Consider the following 15,862-nt stretch of genomic DNA (forward strand, 5'->3'; position numbering starts at 1 on the left):
CCAGGATGATCAATTCATCTAAGGATGCGTCAATGATCTCTGAACGTTTCGCACGTAAAAATACGCTTTTCTTTCTTGTGCAGTGGCTGCTTGTGGCTACGGTGATTGCCGTGCTTGTCGGCTCGGCTTCCGCACTGTTTCTCTTTTCGCTTGATTGGGCCACCGCCACACGCATCGGCCATCGTTGGCTGATCGGACTGTTGCCGTTCGCCGGGTTTGCCGTCGGTTGGCTGTACCTGCGCTTTGGCCGTTCGGTAGAGGCGGGAAACAATCTGATCCTCGAAGAAGTGCATAATCCGGCGAATACGATCCCGCTGCGAATGGCACCGCTGGTGTTTATCGGCACCGTGGTTTCGCATCTGTTTGGTGCTTCGGTCGGCCGCGAAGGCACCGCCGTGCAAATGGGCGCCTCTATCGCCGACCGTTTTACGCCGTTGTTGAATCTTGATAACGATGCGCGGCGAATGGTGCTGATGGCCGGGGTGAGCGCCGGTTTTTCTTCCGTCTTTGGTACGCCGCTGGCCGGGGCGATATTTGGGATGGAGGTGATGGCGATTGGCCGGATGCACTACACCGCCATCTTCCCCTGCCTGCTGGCGGCGGTGATTGCCGACCAGGTTGGCCTGATGTGGGGCGTGCACCATACGCACTATGCAATGTCGCTGATCCCGCCGATGTCGCTCTGGACGCTGGGTGCGGTGATTATCGCCGGCGGCTGTTTTGGCCTGGCGGCGCGCGCGTTCGCGGATGCCACGCACCTGATTGGCGGCATCATGAAGAAATACGTGGCCTATGCGCCGCTGCGCCCGTTTATTGGCGGGATAATGGTAGCGCTGGCGGTTTACCTGCTGCACGCGGATCGTTATATCGGCCTTGGCATACCGACCATCGTTGATGCCTTCCAGCACCCGCTGGCACCGTGGGATTTTCTCGGCAAGCTGGTCTTTACCGTCGTGTCGCTGGGTAGCGGCTTTAAAGGCGGCGAGGTGACGCCGCTATTTTATGTCGGCGCGACGCTGGGTAATGCGCTGGCGCCGCTGTTGCATCTGCCGTTTGCCTTCCTGGCAGGGCTGGGCTTTGTCGCGGTCTTTGCCGGTGCCGCCAACACGCCGCTGGCTTCTACCCTGATGGCTATTGAGCTGTTCGGCGCCGACGTTGGCGTGTACGCGGCGATGGCCTGCGTGATGGCTTATCTGGTCTCTGGCTATACCGGCATTTATCGGGCTCAGCGGGTTGCCTGCCTGAAGCATCAGGTGGTACCGGAAGGGATTGCGCTGTCGGAACTGCCTGCCTGGCAGCGTAAAAATGCTCGCGAACATGCCCGGACCGAAGAAGCAAAAGCGGATAGCTAATAACGTATTGTTGTAACGGCATGGATTTCTTATTGCAAAAATGTAAATAACGAACTCAATATTTGTTATTTCAGAATGGCGGCTCATTCTGGCTATCTTGATTTCAGCCCACTCCCCGGCAATGAATCAGGAGAAAACCAGAATGAGCAGACAAATCAAATTAGGCGCTTTTCTTCCCGGCGGCGGTCAACACATTGCGGCGTGGCGGCATCCGGATCAGCCTGCCGACGGCGCAACCAGTTTCGAATTTCATAAGCAGCTGGCGCAGACCGCCGAGCGCGGCTTGTTTGATGCCTACTTTCTGGCCGATGGTCTGGCGATCCCGGCCTCTGGCGTAACCGACGGCGGCACGGCGAAGGTAGCCGGTTTTGAGCCGCTCACGCTGTTCTCCGCGCTGGCGCCGCTGACCAAAAATATCGGCTTTATCGCCACCGCATCCACCACCTATGAAGAACCCTATAATCTGGCGCGAAAGTTCGCCTCGCTGGATTTGATCTCCGGCGGCCGCGCGGGTTGGAACGTGGTGACCACGGCGACGGAAGCGGCAGCGCACAATTTCAACCTCGATACCCAGCATCCGCATGAATACCGCTATCAGCGGGCGAAAGAGCACGTTGAGGTGGTGAAAAAACTGTGGGATAGCTTTGAAGATGATGCGTTCCTGCGCGATAAGGCCTCCGGGCAGTTCTTTGATCGTCAAAAGGTGCACGACACCAACCACGTCGGCAAATTCTTTAAAGTACGCGGCCCGCTGAACGTCGCGCGCTCGGCGCAAGGTCAACCGGTTATCGTACAGGCCGGGCAATCGGAGAGCGGTCGGGCGCTGGCGGCAGCCACGGCGGAAGTGATCTTTACCTCCCACCAACATCTCGAGACGGCGCAGGCTTTTTATCGTGACATCAAATCTCGCGCCAGGGCGGTCGGCCGTAATCCGGATCACGTGCTGATCATGCCCGGCGTTGCGCCGTTTATCGGGCGTACCGAGGAAGAAGCCAAAGAAAAATACCACAAGCTGACTTCGCTTATCGTCGAAGCCGATGGCATTGCGCTACTGAACGGTCTGGCCGGTGGCGGGATCGATCTGGGGAAATTCGATCCTGATGGCCCGCTGCCGCCGCTGCCGGTGACGGAAGGCATGAAGTCGCGTCCTGAGCTGATCCGCCAGATCGCCGATGACAACAATTTCACTATCCGCCAGCTGTACCAATGGGTGGCGACCGCGCGCGGGCACTTTACCGTGGTCGGCAGCGCTGAGCAGGTGGCCGATACGCTGCAGGAATGGTTTGAGAACGAAGCGGCCGACGGTTTCAACGTGCTGCCGCCCTGGCTGCCGGGCGGGCTGGATGACTTTATCGAGCTGGTGGTGCCTATTTTGCAAAAGCGCGGGGTGTTCCGCACTCGCTATGAAGGCACAACGCTGCGCGAAAATCTGGGGCTGCCGTTTGCCGAAAACCGCTACAGCGCTGCGCGCAACGCCAAAGTGGCCTGAGGAGGAGCTATGTTTTATTCCGCTACGCGTATTCGTCTGAAGGCCCGCCGCGCCGCCGCGCCGGCCTACGGTCTGTGGTATCAGCGCAGTTTGTCGCTGATTGCCCGTTATGGCCTGCTGGCGCTGTTTTTCGCCGGCTGGCAAATCGCCAGCACCGCGGGCTGGTTGAACGCCGCGGTGATCCCGCCGCTGGATAAAATCTTCGTCGCGCTGTGGAACGGCATAACCGAAGGGGCGCTGCTGGGGGACATCACCATTAGCCTGCAGCGAGCCGGTCTGGCCTTTGCCGCTGCCATTGTGGTGGGCATTCCGCTGGGACTGTTTATGGGGCAAATTCGCCCGCTCGAACAGGCGCTGGACCCCATCTTACAGCTCTTCCGTCAGACTTCTGCGCTGGCGCTGTACCCGATCTTTATCCTGCTGCTGGGGCTGGGGGAAACCTCAAAAGTATTCGTCATCTTCTGGGCGGCGCTGTTCCCGATTCTGCTGTCGACCATTAGCGGCGTGAAAGAGGTGGACGGTAAGCTGCTGGAAATGGCGCGCACTTTCGGCGCAGGCCGTCTGACGCTGTTTTACCGGGTGATTGTCCCGGCTTCCGTTCCTTCTATTTTTGTCGGCCTGCGCCTGTCAGCGACCACTGCGCTGCTGTTGCTGATTGCCGCTGAGATGATTGGCGCTAATCAGGGCATCGGTTTTCGGGTGATGAATGCGCAATATAACTTCCAAATTCCCATGATGTTCGCGGCAATATTTCTGCTGGCTTTTGCCGGGTTATTAGCGAATGCCATTCTGGTCATTTTGCAACGCCGACTGTGTCGCTGGAACTCTCGTAACCATTAATTTTGCACGTTATTTTGCGTTTTTACATCTAGCCTGACGGGAATATAAATAATGAAAAAACAGATCTATTTTGTGTGGGTAGCGGTCCTTTTTCTCGTTGGCATGAGTGCCTCCGTACGGGCGCAGGAAGAGGTCACGATGCGCTATATGGCGAGCTACGGCGGTATTTCCGCGCACGAATTAGCGGAAGCGCTGGGGTATTTTAAAGGCACCGGCGTAGCGATCAAAAATGCCGGCTACGCCAGCGGTGGCCCGGAGTCGTTATTTGCGCTGGCTTCTAACAGCATTGATATTGGCTCGGCGGCGACGCCTGCGGTGATTAACGCCATCGCCAACGGCAACGACTTCGTGGCGGCATACCCGACCAACGGCATCAATGAGACCACCAAATCTATCTTCTACGTGAAGGAAGATAGCCCGATTAAGTCCATCAAAGATTTAGTCGGAAAAAGCGTCGCTGTGAATACCCTGGGTGCGCATCTGGACTACACCCTGCGTGAAGCGTTGCACCAGGCGAACCTGCCGGAAAACGCGGCGAAGCCGGTTGCGGTGCCGGGCCCACAGCTCGAGCAGACCTTGCGTTCCGGGCAGGTGGACGTGGCGGCGTTTGGCTACTGGCAAACCACCTTTGAAGGCGCGGCGCGTAGCCACGGCGGCCTGCGTCCTATTTTCAACGATGCTGATGTGCTCGGCCCGATTGCCGGCGGCTTTACGGTGCTGCGTGCGGATTTCGTGAAGCAGCATCCTGACGCAGCGCGCGTCTTCGTTGTGGAATCTGCGCGTGCGCTGGACTTTGCCCGTGATAACCCGGAAAAAGTGCGCGAAATTATGGCTAACATCCTCAAAGAACGCGGTGAAAACCCGGAAGTGGCGAAGTACTTCACCGGCTACGGCGTGCGTAAGGGCGGGCAGTCTGAGCCGCACGACGTGCAGTTCTGGCTGGATATTCTTGAGCGCGACGGCGTGCTGAAAAAAGGCCAGTTAAAAGCCTCAAACATTTTGCTCAAAACGGAAGGTGTATGATGACGGCGACGATACAAACCCCGCGCGGCGATATCTCAATTCGCAGCTTGCGTAAGACCTTCTCCCTTGAAGGCAAGCCGTTTGATGTCTTCCGCGACCTCAATTTACAGATTGAAAGCGGCCAGAGTATTGCTATCGTCGGGCCGAGCGGTTGCGGGAAAACCACGCTGCTGCGTATTCTGGCGGGGCTGGAAACACCTGACGCCGGCGATGTGATTATCGACGGTCAGGCGGTGCACGGTATGAGCCGCGAGCGGGCGGTCATATTTCAAGAGCCGCGCCTGTTGCCATGGCTGACGGTGCTGGAAAACGTCAGCTTCAGCCTGGATGTGCAAGGCGTTGCGCGCAAGCAGGCCAGGGCGCGGGCGAAAGAGGCGATTGAACTGGTGGGGCTGAGCCACTGTGAGCAGGCCTTGCCGAACCAGCTTTCCGGCGGCATGGCGCAGCGCGTGGGGATTGCGCGAGCGCTGACGATTCAGCCAGAGATCCTGCTGCTGGATGAACCGCTGGGGGCGCTGGATGCGATGACTAAAATCACCATGCAGGAAGAGCTGGTGCGCATCCGTGACGCGGAAAAAATGACGATGGTGCTGGTGACGCACGATCTCGAAGAGGCGATTTATCTGGCCGATCGGGTGTTGATATTACCAAAAATCAAGGGCGATCCGATTCGTACCATTGAGGTCACGCTGCCGCGTCCGCGTGAGCGCAGCAGCAGCGAATTTGTCCGTCTTCGCCAACAGTTAATGGCAGAATTTGGCCTGCATTAATTGATACTCGAATAAAGGAGAATATTAACTTTATTTCCTTGCAAAGAATGCGGCTGCTTTTTTTAATTAAAAAAAGCGGGTAGGGGCATATTGTTAATGTTTTTAATTAAATATGGGTGATATTTTAAAATAATGTAAAAGTGCGCTACTATTGTCGCACTCAATACATTCTGCTATGCGAATATCATCATTATGCCTGCAATTAATAAAAAACTATTCTCGCTGGCCGCGCTTGCGCTGCTGGTGAATTCAACCGCTTACGCCAATACCGATACGCCGGAAAAAACCGATGTTCTGCTGATCGGCGGCGGCATCATGAGCGCCTCACTGGGCACCTGGCTGCAGGAATTACAGCCTGACTGGAAACAGGTCATGGTCGAAAAACTCGACAAGGTGGCCCTGGAATCTTCTAACGGTTGGAATAATGCCGGAACCGGCCACTCGGCCAACATGGAATTAAACTACACGCCGGAGCGCCCGGACGGCACTATCGACGTGAGCAAAGCGCTGGAAATTAACGAACAGTTTATGATTTCCCGCCAGTTCTGGTCGGCACAGGTTAAGCGCGGCGTGCTGAATAATCCGCATGCGTTTATTAACTCGACGCCGCACATGAGTTTCGTGTGGGGCGATAAAAACGTGGAATACCTCGGCAAACGCTACGATGCGCTGCAAAAAACCACGCTGTTCCAGGGCATGAAATTCTCAACCAATCATCAGCAAATTGCCGAATGGGCGCCGCTGGTTATGGCTGGCCGTGACCCACAGCAGAAGGTGGCCGCGACCTGGACGCCGGTGGGGACGGACGTTAACTACGGTGAAATTACTCGCCAGCTGATCGGCAGCCTGCAAAAGAACCCGCACTTCACGCTGCAAACCTCCTCTGAAGTGACCGAATTTAAGCGCAACGGCGATAACTCCTGGCATGTGACCATTGAAGATGTGAGTAGCGGTAAACAGCACGCGATTGACGCGAAGTACGTGTTTATTGGCGCTGGTGGCGGCGCGCTGAAGCTGTTGCAGAAAACCGGTATTCCGGAAGCGGATAATTACGCGGGCTTCCCGGTGGGCGGTTCCTTCCTGATGACTGAGAACCCGGATGTCACTCGCCAGCATCTGGAAAAAGTCTACGGGCAGGCGTCCGTGGGTGCGCCGCCGATGTCGGTACCGCATATTGATGCGCGCTTTATCGACGGTAAGCGCGTGGTGCTGTTCGGGCCGTTTGCGACCTTCTCCACCAAGTTCCTGAAGCAGGGATCGTTCTTCGATCTGCTAAGCACCACCACGACCAGCAACGTAATGCCGATGACCCACGTTGGCCTGGATAACTTTGATCTCGTGAAATATCTTATCAGCCAGGTGATGTTAAGCGACGACGATCGTTTTGCGGCACTGAAAGAGTATTACCCTGCAGCACGTAAGGAAGACTGGACGCTGATCCAGGCCGGTCAGCGTGTGCAGATTATTAAGAAAGACGCCGACAAAGGCGGTGTGCTGAAGCTGGGGACTGAAGTTGTGGTTGACCAGCAGCGCACGATTTCTGCACTGCTGGGCGCATCGCCCGGTGCGTCAACGGCTGCGCCGATTACGCTGAACGTGATTAAAAAGCTGTTCCCTGAGCAGTTTAACTCGCCGGAATGGCAGAGCAAAATCCGCAGCATCGTGCCGAGCTTTGGCCAGAATCTGAATGGTAATACCGCGCTCACCCAGCAGGTATGGGATGACACGGCCGCCACCTTGCAACTGACCAAACCGCCGGTTATTCAGATGCCCGCCGCACCGGTCGCGCAGGCTAAACCGGTAGAACAGCCGGCGACCGCCTCGCCGCAGCATGATATGGCGCTGTAAGCCTCGCGTCTTTCCCGGGGGCGGCTACTGCCTTCCCCGGGACATATCCCCGGTATTATTCTTGCGTTTAGCGATGAATCGTTAATTTGGACTATTGAATAATTTTCCTGCTATTACATGTCTATATTAACGTTTCTCTTATTTCCCTATCGATATACGGAATGCAGTTCACATATTTATTTTACCAGCTATATTGTCCATGTGCATAGCATGAAACCGTCACCCGCTTTTATTAAACTTCATCCGCTGCTTTATTAATAAATGTCTATTAATTATTCGCCATAAGGATATAAATATGACGCCTAACAGGGCCGTGGAGAAGTTGAGTGTATTTGAAAAAATAGGGTTTAGTTCGGGCGATGCCGCCTGCAATTTATTGTTTAATCCGATTACCATGTTTCTGGCCTTTTTTTACACCGATATTTATGGCATTGATGCCGGGGTGGTGGCCACGATTTTTTTGCTGGTACGTATTGTGGACGCTTTTTTTGATCCTTTTTATGGCGCCATGATTGATAAAACGAAAAGCCGCTGGGGGCGCTATCGTCCCTGGATGCTCTGGTGCGCGGTGCCCTTTACCCTGAGCTGTATGATGATGTTCTACACGCCGGACTTGGGGGCCAATGCCAAGATTATCTACGCTTTTTTTACCTATCTGCTGCTCTCGCTGCTCTATTCCGCAGTAAATATTCCGTTCTGCTCGCTTGGCTGTGTGATTACGGGAAATGCGACGGAAAGGGTCTCCTGCCAGCAGTATCGCTGCATTGCTGGCGCGGTTGCCGGATTGTTCTGTACGTTTACGCTGCTGCCTCTGGTGCAGTATTTCGGCGGCGGCAATCGGCAGACCGGATTTTTCTGGGTGGTGACGCTGTATGCGGTGCTGGCGCTGGCGCTGTTTGTTTTTTGTTTCCGTACCACCACCGAAAGAGTGGAGCCAGAGAGTGAAAACAGCGACGGGGTATTAAAGAATATTGGGCACGCATTAAAGAACGATCAGCTTATTGTCTGTTCATTAGGGATGTTTCTGGACTGCTTCCCTTCGTTTGTTCGCGGCGCGGTAGCGATCTATTTTGCTAAATATATTCTGCATCTCAATGATTGGTTGAGTACTTTATTTATGAGTCTGGGTATCGTTGCTGGAATTATTGGCTGTTTGATTACGCCTTTGTTTACGCGCTATTTCTGTAAAGTGGCGGTATATAAATATGTCAAGCTGTGTCTCGTGGTATTGTCTTTGGCGTTCTATCTTATTGATCCTGACAATTTGACGCTGATGTTTATCTTTTATTTTGTGCTGTCGGTTGTTCATCTGACCAGTGCGCCGATTTTATGGAGTTTTGTTGGCGATGCGGATGATTACGGTGCATGGAAGCTGAAAAAAAGAATGGCAGGGCTGTGCGCTTCCAGCAATCTCTTTACGCTGAAGGTTTCGCTGGCGGTTAGCGGAGCGCTGGTGGGCGGAATTCTCTCCCTTTACGGTTATGTTCCGGATGCGGCGCAGCAAAGCGATACGGCGATTTCCGGTATTTACCTGCTGATGGCCGGTATTCCGGCGGGCGGATACGCCGCCAGCTGGTTGTTGTTTCAGCTGTTTTACAAGCTCGATCGCCGGACGATGGGACGCATCGAACATGAACTGTTTTCGCGCTAAGGAGAGACACGATGAAAAATGCCCATATTTTGTTTGATAGGCACTATGTTATTGGTGACGTTTCTCCCCGGCTGATGGGCTCTTTCGTCGAGCACCTGGGGCGCTGCTTATATAACGGTTTGTATGAACCGGAGCACCCGCAGGCTGATGCTCACGGCTTTCGCCAGGACGTTAAGGCCCTGATGGCGGAGGCGGGCATCAGTGGTCTACGTTATCCTGGTGGAAACTTTGTGTCAGGCTACCGCTGGCTGGACGGCGTTGGGCCGCAGGCGCAGCGTCCGGTGAGAAAAGAGATGGCGTGGCGAGCGCTGGAAACCAATGCGGTCGGGACCAACGAATTTGCCGCCTTTACCCGCGATGCGGGCATTGAATTAATCATGGCCTGTAATCTGGGGACCGGGACGCCGATGGAAGCCGGTGAGCTGGTGGACTATTGCAATACGTATTCCGGAACGGCATGGGCCGAGCTGCGCCGCGCGCACGGCGTTGAGGAGCCCCACGATATTCGTCTATGGTGCCTGGGCAATGAGATGGACGGAAAATGGCAGATTAGCGCGCTGACCGCAGAGGAGTATGCGCGCAAGGCGCGGGAGGCGGCCAAAATTATCAAATGGATGGACCCCCAATCTCAGACTATCGCCTGCGGCTCCTGCACCAATGAAGCAGGGCATCTGACATTTGGCGAGTGGGATCGTATCGTACTCGAAGCATGCTACGACGATATTGACTATCTCTCCCTGCACCGCTATCTGAACTATCGCCCGGATAAACAGCTGGTCTACGCGGCTCATGAAGATGAACGCGATATCCCCTGGTTGTTCAGCGATCTGCGTCGCTACCTGGATACGGTGATTGCCGCCTGCGATTTTGTGAAAGGTCGTCGCGGTTCAGATAAAAGCATGGCGATCAGCTTCGACGAATGGGGCGTCGTTACCGAGTCCGGTGCGATACCGGGCGGCCAGCAGCAAGATTATGGCTATGCCAGCTTTTCACAGCTCGACGCCGTGGTGTATGGCGGTGTGCTGTGTACCTTTCTCAATTACGCCGACCGGGTGAAAATTGCCTGTCAGTCGCTACTGGTGAACGAAGGCGGGATGATCTCGACTCAGCCCGGTGGAGCTGCGATTCGTCAGACCACGTTTTACCCGTTCCGTGATGTGGCCCACCACGCCAAAGGCGTCGCGTTAAAAGCGGTTTGCGAGATTGATTTATGCGAGACGGGGCACCATGGTCAGCATGTTGCGCTGGAAACCGCCGCGACGTTTGATGCTGACAGCGGCCGTCTGGCGGTATTTATCGCCAATCACGATCTTAATGATGATTACTGTCTGCGGCTCCAACTGAACGGTTTTATGGTGCTCAAGCCCGTGTCGCACACACAGTTGCAGAGTGACGATTATCGACAGGTGAACAGTTTTGAACGACCCGATAATGTGGTGCCGGTGTCGCTTACGCTGGCGGCGCCGGATAACGGTCAACTGACGCTGGTGGTCCTACGGCATTCGTGGAATATGTTGATTTTTGAGCTGATATAGCAGAAGAACAGCGGGCAGCCCAGGCTGCCCGCTGGGGATTTAACCCAAAAACATCACCGACACGCACATCACGCCGACAATCAGCGTAATCAGGCTGCCGATAGAGCGGTAGGGTTTCAGCGTGGGAATCAGGTAGGTCGACAGCGTTGGCATGATAAACAGAATCATGGCAATCAGCGGGCCGCTGATAGCATAAATCATGGATATCGCGTTCGGATTGATGCAGCAGACGATAAACGTCACCGTGGACACCAGCAGGATCGACAGGCCGCGGTTGAACGAGCGGCTTTTGCGTACGCCCACCTGGTTGAGCGACGATTTTACCATCTCGCTTGCGCCTTCAATCACGCCAAAGTAGGTGCCGAGGAACGATTTCGACATCGCCACGACCGCGACAATAATGCCGGAAATCGACAGCCAGCCAGGCGAGTTGGGCATCATCGACAGCGCAGAAAGGATGGTCACGCCTTCCTCTTTCGCTGTATTAATGTATGACGGCGGAATCGACAACAGGCAGCTGAAGACGAAGAACAGCACGCTCAGGCAGATAATCAGATACGCCACCTTCATGATTTTTTTGCATTTACCCATGGCCTGCTCGCCGTATTTCTCTCGCCTGTCGATGGCGAAGGTCGAAATAATCGGCGTATGGCTAAAAGCGAAAACCATCACGGGAATGGAAAGCCACACCTGGTGTAACGTATGGGTGTTGACCTCCATCTGCGTCGTCAGCAGCGAAGGCTGCCAGCTGCCGGTCAGGTATACGGACAGGAACAGGAAGTAGGCGATCAGCGGGAATACCAGCATTCCCATCACCTTGATGGTGGTCTGGCGACCGGTCAGGAAAATCAGGTTCAGCAGCACGACCACGCCCAGGCTGATGAGCGCGCGCAGCGGCAAATCAACCGGCCGATAGCGGGAGAGCTGTTCCGCTAGTGAGTTGGTAATGGCAACCGCATAGATCAACACCACCACGAAGAACGCAATAAAGTAGAGCGCGGTGATCAGGCTGCCGATCTTTTTCCCATAGTAATGGGTGACGGCACCGGTGATACCCACGCTAGCCGGCGTGTTAGCGGAGAGGATGAACTGGCATAAAGCGCGATGCGGCCAGTACGTTAATGGCCAGGCAACCAGCGCGGTGATGAACAGCACAACCGCGCCGGCGGCGCCCAGCTGGATGGGCAGGAAAAGGGTTCCCGCCCCGACGGCAGTGCCATATAAGGCAAAGCTCCATAGAGTCTCTTCTTTAGACCAGATTTTAGACATTATTCGAATGTATCAACCATAAAACCAAAAAAATGGCGGATAATTTACCATAATTAGCTTTTCGTGTGGCTGAACATTTCCAGGCCGACGGCTATCGGCCTGAAAAGAGGATTAATTTTGTGCGTAGAGATTCTGCTGGCGACGCTTCATGATGCGATCGCGCAGGGTGTCGTACGCCCAGTTGTAGAGCATGGTGTAGGGCAGGAAGAACAGGAAGAAACCGATCTCCAGCGTCAGCGCCTGGAGCAGCGTGACGCCGAGCACGAACGAGACAATGCTGACGCCGATAACAATAAACCCACACTCGAAGCCTAAAGCGTGCAGGGCTCGGACTTTTGCCGTGCGCTTCACGCGGGTGACGGGCCACAGGCGATCGAAGACGGCGTTATAAATGATGTTCCACACCATGGCGGTGGTGGCGAGAATAATCGTCAGCCCGCCCATTTCCAGCACCGAACGCTGCATCAGCCATGCGGCGGTGGGCGCAAGGATCGCGGTGGCGATGCCTTCAAAGCAAACGGCATGAAAAATACGCTCCGGGAGCTTTCTGCGATGTAATAAATCTTGCTGCATGTGATGACCTTTGTTTTATGGAATACGGTTGTGCGCATTTTATGGGGAAATGTGATAAGTAAAAGATAGAATCCATCGATAAAGTAGATACTTCATGCGCTATTCCCCCGAAGCCCTGACCGCGTTTGTTGAAACCGTTTCCTGTGGCTCGTTTTCGGCCGCAGCCCGTCGACTGCGCAAGAGCCAATCGACGGTCAGTACGGCCATCGCCCACCTGGAGGTGGATCTTGGCGTCACGCTTTTCGATCGCTCCGCGCGTCAGCCGGTACTGACGGCGGAAGGCCAGCGGGTATTGAGCTATGTTCAGGCCATTCTGGCTGCCAGCGAACGGCTCGATGAGCTGGCCGTGTCGCTGAGTGGTGAAACCGAGGCACGGCTGGCGTTTGTGCTCTCCGATACGCTGCATCCTGACGTGCTGGAAGATCTTCTGGCGCAGTTCGACCGGCGGTTTCCGCATACGGAGTTTGAGTGCCTGGTGGGTGAAGACGACGATGTGGTCGATCTGTTGCAAAAAGGCCGCGCACAGGTGGGGCTGATTGAGGCGCGCGACGACTATCCCACCGACATTGGCCATACTCGCCTGCCGATGCGCACGCATATGGCGATTTACGTTGCGCCGGGGCACCCGCTGGCCGCGCAGTCGAAAGTGGAATGGGAGCAGCTGCGAACCTGGCGCGAGCTCCGGCTGAATACTTATCTGGAAAATCGCGCCACGCCCGCGCGCGGCCCGGTGTGGTCGGCACCAAACTACCTGATGCTGCTGAGCATGGCGGCACAGGGGTTAGGCTGGTGTGCGCTGCCCTGCGCGCTGGTAGAGGAGTTTTCTCGATCGGCGGAGCTGAAGATGCTGGATATTGCGGGCTGGCCGATGGCGGTTTCTATCGATCTGCTGTGGCATAAAGAAGCCCCGCTGGGCGCTGCCGGAAGCTGGCTGCGGCAGTATCTACAGCAGGTGTCGGCGTAACGCGGATGAGATGAATTTCCTTTGTGATAAAACTCACTTTTTTTAAACAATTGCGAAAATATTTGATAACAATCATCTACTATACGCAGGTTATTTTGCGCTGAGGTCAAGATGAAAGATGTCGTTATCGTAGGTGCAGTCCGTACGCCCATCGGCTGTTTTCAGGGGGCGCTTGCTCGCCATTCTGCCGTCGAACTGGGTAGCCTGGTGATCAACGCGTTGGTGGAACGCAGCGGTATTTCCGCCGCGTCGATCGATGAGGTGATTATTGGTCAGGTTTTGACCGCAGGAACCGGGCAAAATCCGGCGCGACAGTCTGCGATAAAAGGCGGTCTGCCGAATACCGTCTCGGCCATTACCATCAACGACGTCTGCGGTTCTGGGCTGAAGGCGCTGCATCTGGCGACCCAGGCGATTCAGTGCGGTGAAGCGGATGTGGTGATTGCCGGCGGACAGGAGAACATGAGCCGCGCGCCGCACGTGCTGACCGACAGCCGCACTGGCGCGCAGCTTGGCAACAGTCAACTGATTGATAGCCTGGTTCACGACGGCCTGTGGGACGCTTTTAACGATTACCACATGGGGGTCACGGCGGAAAATCTGGCGCGTGAATACGGTATTAGCCGCGAGCAGCAGGATGCATGGGCGCTTAGCTCGCAGCACAAAGCGCGTAAGGCCATTGATTCAGGCCGCTTTCGTGATGAAATTGTGCCGGTGATTAACCCGCTGCCGGACGGCGGCAGGCAGGTTGTCGATACCGATGAACAGCCGCAAACGGATGCCAGCGCCGAAGCGTTGGCGCGTTTAAGCCCTTCCTTCGACCACGCCGGTTCGGTTACAGCGGGGAACGCGTCATCCATTAATGACGGCGCGGCGGCAGTGCTGATGATGAGCGAAAGCAAAGCGCTTGAACTGGGGCTGCCGATTCTGGCGCGCATCCGCGCCTTTGCCAGCGTGGGCGTCGATCCGGCGCTGATGGGGATTGCTCCGGTGTATGCCACGCGCCGTTGTCTGGAGCGCGTCGGGTGGCAGTTGAATGATGTCGACCTGATTGAGGCTAACGAGGCGTTTGCCGCCCAGGCGATTTCGGTGGGTAAAATGCTGGAATGGAACGCGCAGAAGGTCAATGTGAATGGTGGGGCAATTGCGCTCGGGCATCCTATCGGTGCATCTGGCTGCCGTATTCTTGTTTCTCTGGTGCATGAGATGATTAAGCGTGATGCCCGTAAAGGGCTGGCGACGCTGTGTATCGGTGGCGGTCAGGGTGTGGCGCTCGCCGTTGAGCGCGATATTCAGTAAGTTATCTTTAGTTTCCCTCATATTTTTTCTTTTCAGAAAGACCTCATTTGAGGTCTTTTTTGTTTATTCCCGCCGAACTGCCAGACAATAAACGTGTTTTTGTCTAGTTCTCTTCTTTGGCGTTTTATTCATATTTGTTTCAGATGTAAGCATTGTGAATCAGTTCATCCTTAGCATGGATATAAGTAGAAAATTGAATATTTCGCCTGCTAAAAATAACTCACGTTATTTGTTTTGTGATAACCATCTGTTATTTAAGTAAAATATTGAAAATTTAATTCAGTTTAAATAAATCTTTGTGATCTAAGTTTTATTTTTTAAGGGTTATGTAGGTTTTTTATTGAGCTTTATCACGTCCTCTTTGTGCCAGTTTTTCTGAAACAAATAATTACGATCTTGATCACTAAAATAGATATTTGGAAAAAATAAAATCCAATTCCATAAAAAAGAAACATAATTTCAATTGAGGGATGGCAAATGCTTAAGAAAACTCTGGCCCTGGCTGTATTATCCGGTATGTCTTTCGCCGCATCGGCGGTCACCGTTGACCTGCGTCATGAATATATTGACAGCGGTTCCAACGCCGACCGCGTTGCGGTATCTCATCGCTTTGATAACGGTCTTGGTTTTGGCGTAGAAGCGAAGTGGAAGACCGGTGGTGATACTGATAAACAGGACCGCCCGTTCAACGAAATCGTGGGTAATGGTCACGAAGAGTCCATTAACTGGCGCTGGAAAGTGACCAATAATTTTGCCCTGAACCCGGGCTTTAACATCGAAAGTAAAGATAGCTTCTCTATCTACAAACCTTATCTGCATGCGCAGTACAGCTTCGACAGTGGTTTCTATGTCGCTGCGCGTTACCGCTACGAATATACGCGCGTTCCGGCAACGTCAAGCAACGGCGGCGTGGATGATAAAGTCAACAAACTCGATACCTGGGTGGGTTGGGCGATGGGTGACTGGCGCGTCGAGCTGAACTACGTTTATGCGCGCAGTACTGAGGCTGATGCTCAGCATAAGAGCCTGTACCGCAACAATAACAAACCGTACAGCAACGAATACAACGCCAAGATGGCCTACAAGTGGGATAAAAACTGGTCACCGTATTTTGAAGTGGGGAACGTGGGCGTCAAATCTACCGATGAACGCCAGACCCGTCTGCGCGTTGGGGTAGCGTACTCCTTCTGACATTAACAAAATCGGACCCTCATCCGTTTTCCCCCCGGAGCATTTGGCCGGGGGTTTT

At 54.5% G+C, this 15,862-nt stretch carries 13 protein-coding genes; 11 read left to right on the forward strand and 2 right to left on the reverse strand.

What is annotated here, in order from left to right:
* Positions 1-32: 32 nt before the first annotated feature.
* The 8 genes from H7R76_RS04835 to H7R76_RS04870 all read left to right on the forward strand — a co-directional run bounded on the left by H7R76_RS04835 (position 33) and on the right by H7R76_RS04870 (position 10,508).
* Entirely contained in the window at positions 33-1,352 is a 1,320-nt protein-coding gene (locus tag H7R76_RS04835) for a voltage-gated chloride channel family protein (protein WP_106925857.1), read from the forward strand.
* 142 nt (positions 1,353-1,494) lie between these two features.
* Positions 1,495-2,841 carry an LLM class flavin-dependent oxidoreductase gene (locus tag H7R76_RS04840; protein WP_182928536.1) on the forward strand — a complete coding sequence of 449 codons (1,347 nt, stop codon included), beginning with the start codon at positions 1,495-1,497 and terminating at the stop codon, positions 2,839-2,841.
* 9 nt (positions 2,842-2,850) lie between these two features.
* A complete protein-coding gene (locus tag H7R76_RS04845; RefSeq protein ID WP_106925861.1) occupies positions 2,851-3,681 on the forward strand; it encodes an ABC transporter permease in 831 nt (276 codons plus the stop codon).
* Between the two features lie 51 nt (positions 3,682-3,732).
* Positions 3,733-4,704, forward strand: a complete 972-nt coding sequence (locus H7R76_RS04850; protein ID WP_106925863.1) for an ABC transporter substrate-binding protein — start codon at positions 3,733-3,735, stop codon at positions 4,702-4,704.
* Positions 4,701-5,474: an ABC transporter ATP-binding protein gene (locus H7R76_RS04855; RefSeq protein ID WP_182967099.1), complete on the forward strand. Its 774-nt coding sequence runs from the start codon at positions 4,701-4,703 to the stop codon at positions 5,472-5,474. Before H7R76_RS04850 ends, H7R76_RS04855 begins: the two co-directional genes overlap by 4 nt.
* 192 nt (positions 5,475-5,666) lie before the next feature.
* On the forward strand, positions 5,667-7,322 hold the full coding sequence (mqo, locus tag H7R76_RS04860) for a malate dehydrogenase (quinone) (RefSeq protein ID WP_106925865.1): 1,656 nt from the start codon (positions 5,667-5,669) through the stop codon (positions 7,320-7,322).
* Between the two features lie 295 nt (positions 7,323-7,617).
* Positions 7,618-8,973 (forward strand): MFS transporter, encoded by a 1,356-nt coding sequence (locus H7R76_RS04865; protein WP_182967101.1) that lies wholly within the window; start codon positions 7,618-7,620, stop codon positions 8,971-8,973.
* Between the two features lie 11 nt (positions 8,974-8,984).
* Positions 8,985-10,508: an alpha-N-arabinofuranosidase gene (locus H7R76_RS04870; RefSeq protein ID WP_182967103.1), complete on the forward strand. Its 1,524-nt coding sequence runs from the start codon at positions 8,985-8,987 to the stop codon at positions 10,506-10,508.
* Positions 10,509-10,547: 39 nt separating this feature from the next.
* Here H7R76_RS04870 and H7R76_RS04875 read toward each other — a convergent pair whose 3' ends face one another.
* Positions 10,548-11,777 carry an amino acid permease gene (locus H7R76_RS04875; protein WP_182930077.1) on the reverse strand — a complete coding sequence of 410 codons (1,230 nt, stop codon included), beginning with the start codon at positions 11,775-11,777 and terminating at the stop codon, positions 10,548-10,550.
* 111 nt (positions 11,778-11,888) lie between these two features.
* Positions 11,889-12,350 carry a multidrug/biocide efflux PACE transporter gene (locus tag H7R76_RS04880; protein WP_106925869.1) on the reverse strand — a complete coding sequence of 154 codons (462 nt, stop codon included), beginning with the start codon at positions 12,348-12,350 and terminating at the stop codon, positions 11,889-11,891.
* A gap of 94 nt (positions 12,351-12,444) precedes the next feature.
* Here H7R76_RS04880 and H7R76_RS04885 point away from each other — a divergent pair, with 94 nt between their 5' ends.
* The 3 genes from H7R76_RS04885 to H7R76_RS04895 all read left to right on the forward strand — a co-directional run bounded on the left by H7R76_RS04885 (position 12,445) and on the right by H7R76_RS04895 (position 15,804).
* A complete protein-coding gene (locus H7R76_RS04885) occupies positions 12,445-13,314 on the forward strand; it encodes a LysR family transcriptional regulator (RefSeq protein WP_182967105.1) in 870 nt (289 codons plus the stop codon).
* A gap of 111 nt (positions 13,315-13,425) precedes the next feature.
* Positions 13,426-14,613, forward strand: coding sequence for an acetyl-CoA C-acetyltransferase (locus H7R76_RS04890; protein ID WP_106925873.1), 1,188 nt, complete (start codon positions 13,426-13,428; stop codon positions 14,611-14,613).
* 477 nt (positions 14,614-15,090) lie between these two features.
* Positions 15,091-15,804, forward strand: coding sequence for an oligogalacturonate-specific porin KdgM family protein (locus H7R76_RS04895; RefSeq protein WP_106925875.1), 714 nt, complete (start codon positions 15,091-15,093; stop codon positions 15,802-15,804).
* The last annotated feature ends 58 nt before the right edge of the window (positions 15,805-15,862 follow it).

Origin of the sequence: Klebsiella sp. WP8-S18-ESBL-06 (genome assembly GCF_014169755.1) — a bacterium.
GTDB lineage: Bacteria > Pseudomonadota > Gammaproteobacteria > Enterobacterales > Enterobacteriaceae > Kluyvera > Kluyvera ascorbata_B.

Coding starts and splice junctions, on each gene's coding strand:
- H7R76_RS04855 (WP_182967099.1), top strand. CDS start 4,701: ATGATGACGGCGACGATACAAACCCCGCGCGGCGATATCTCAATTCGC.
- H7R76_RS04835 (WP_106925857.1), top strand. CDS start 33: ATGATCTCTGAACGTTTCGCACGTAAAAATACGCTTTTCTTTCTTGTG.
- H7R76_RS04875 (WP_182930077.1), bottom strand. CDS start 11,777: ATGTCTAAAATCTGGTCTAAAGAAGAGACTCTATGGAGCTTTGCCTTA.
- H7R76_RS04870 (WP_182967103.1), top strand. CDS start 8,985: ATGAAAAATGCCCATATTTTGTTTGATAGGCACTATGTTATTGGTGAC.
- H7R76_RS04895 (WP_106925875.1), top strand. CDS start 15,091: ATGCTTAAGAAAACTCTGGCCCTGGCTGTATTATCCGGTATGTCTTTC.
- mqo (WP_106925865.1), top strand. CDS start 5,667: ATGCCTGCAATTAATAAAAAACTATTCTCGCTGGCCGCGCTTGCGCTG.
- H7R76_RS04845 (WP_106925861.1), top strand. CDS start 2,851: ATGTTTTATTCCGCTACGCGTATTCGTCTGAAGGCCCGCCGCGCCGCC.
- H7R76_RS04865 (WP_182967101.1), top strand. CDS start 7,618: ATGACGCCTAACAGGGCCGTGGAGAAGTTGAGTGTATTTGAAAAAATA.
- H7R76_RS04850 (WP_106925863.1), top strand. CDS start 3,733: ATGAAAAAACAGATCTATTTTGTGTGGGTAGCGGTCCTTTTTCTCGTT.
- H7R76_RS04880 (WP_106925869.1), bottom strand. CDS start 12,350: ATGCAGCAAGATTTATTACATCGCAGAAAGCTCCCGGAGCGTATTTTT.
- H7R76_RS04840 (WP_182928536.1), top strand. CDS start 1,495: ATGAGCAGACAAATCAAATTAGGCGCTTTTCTTCCCGGCGGCGGTCAA.
- H7R76_RS04890 (WP_106925873.1), top strand. CDS start 13,426: ATGAAAGATGTCGTTATCGTAGGTGCAGTCCGTACGCCCATCGGCTGT.
- H7R76_RS04885 (WP_182967105.1), top strand. CDS start 12,445: ATGCGCTATTCCCCCGAAGCCCTGACCGCGTTTGTTGAAACCGTTTCC.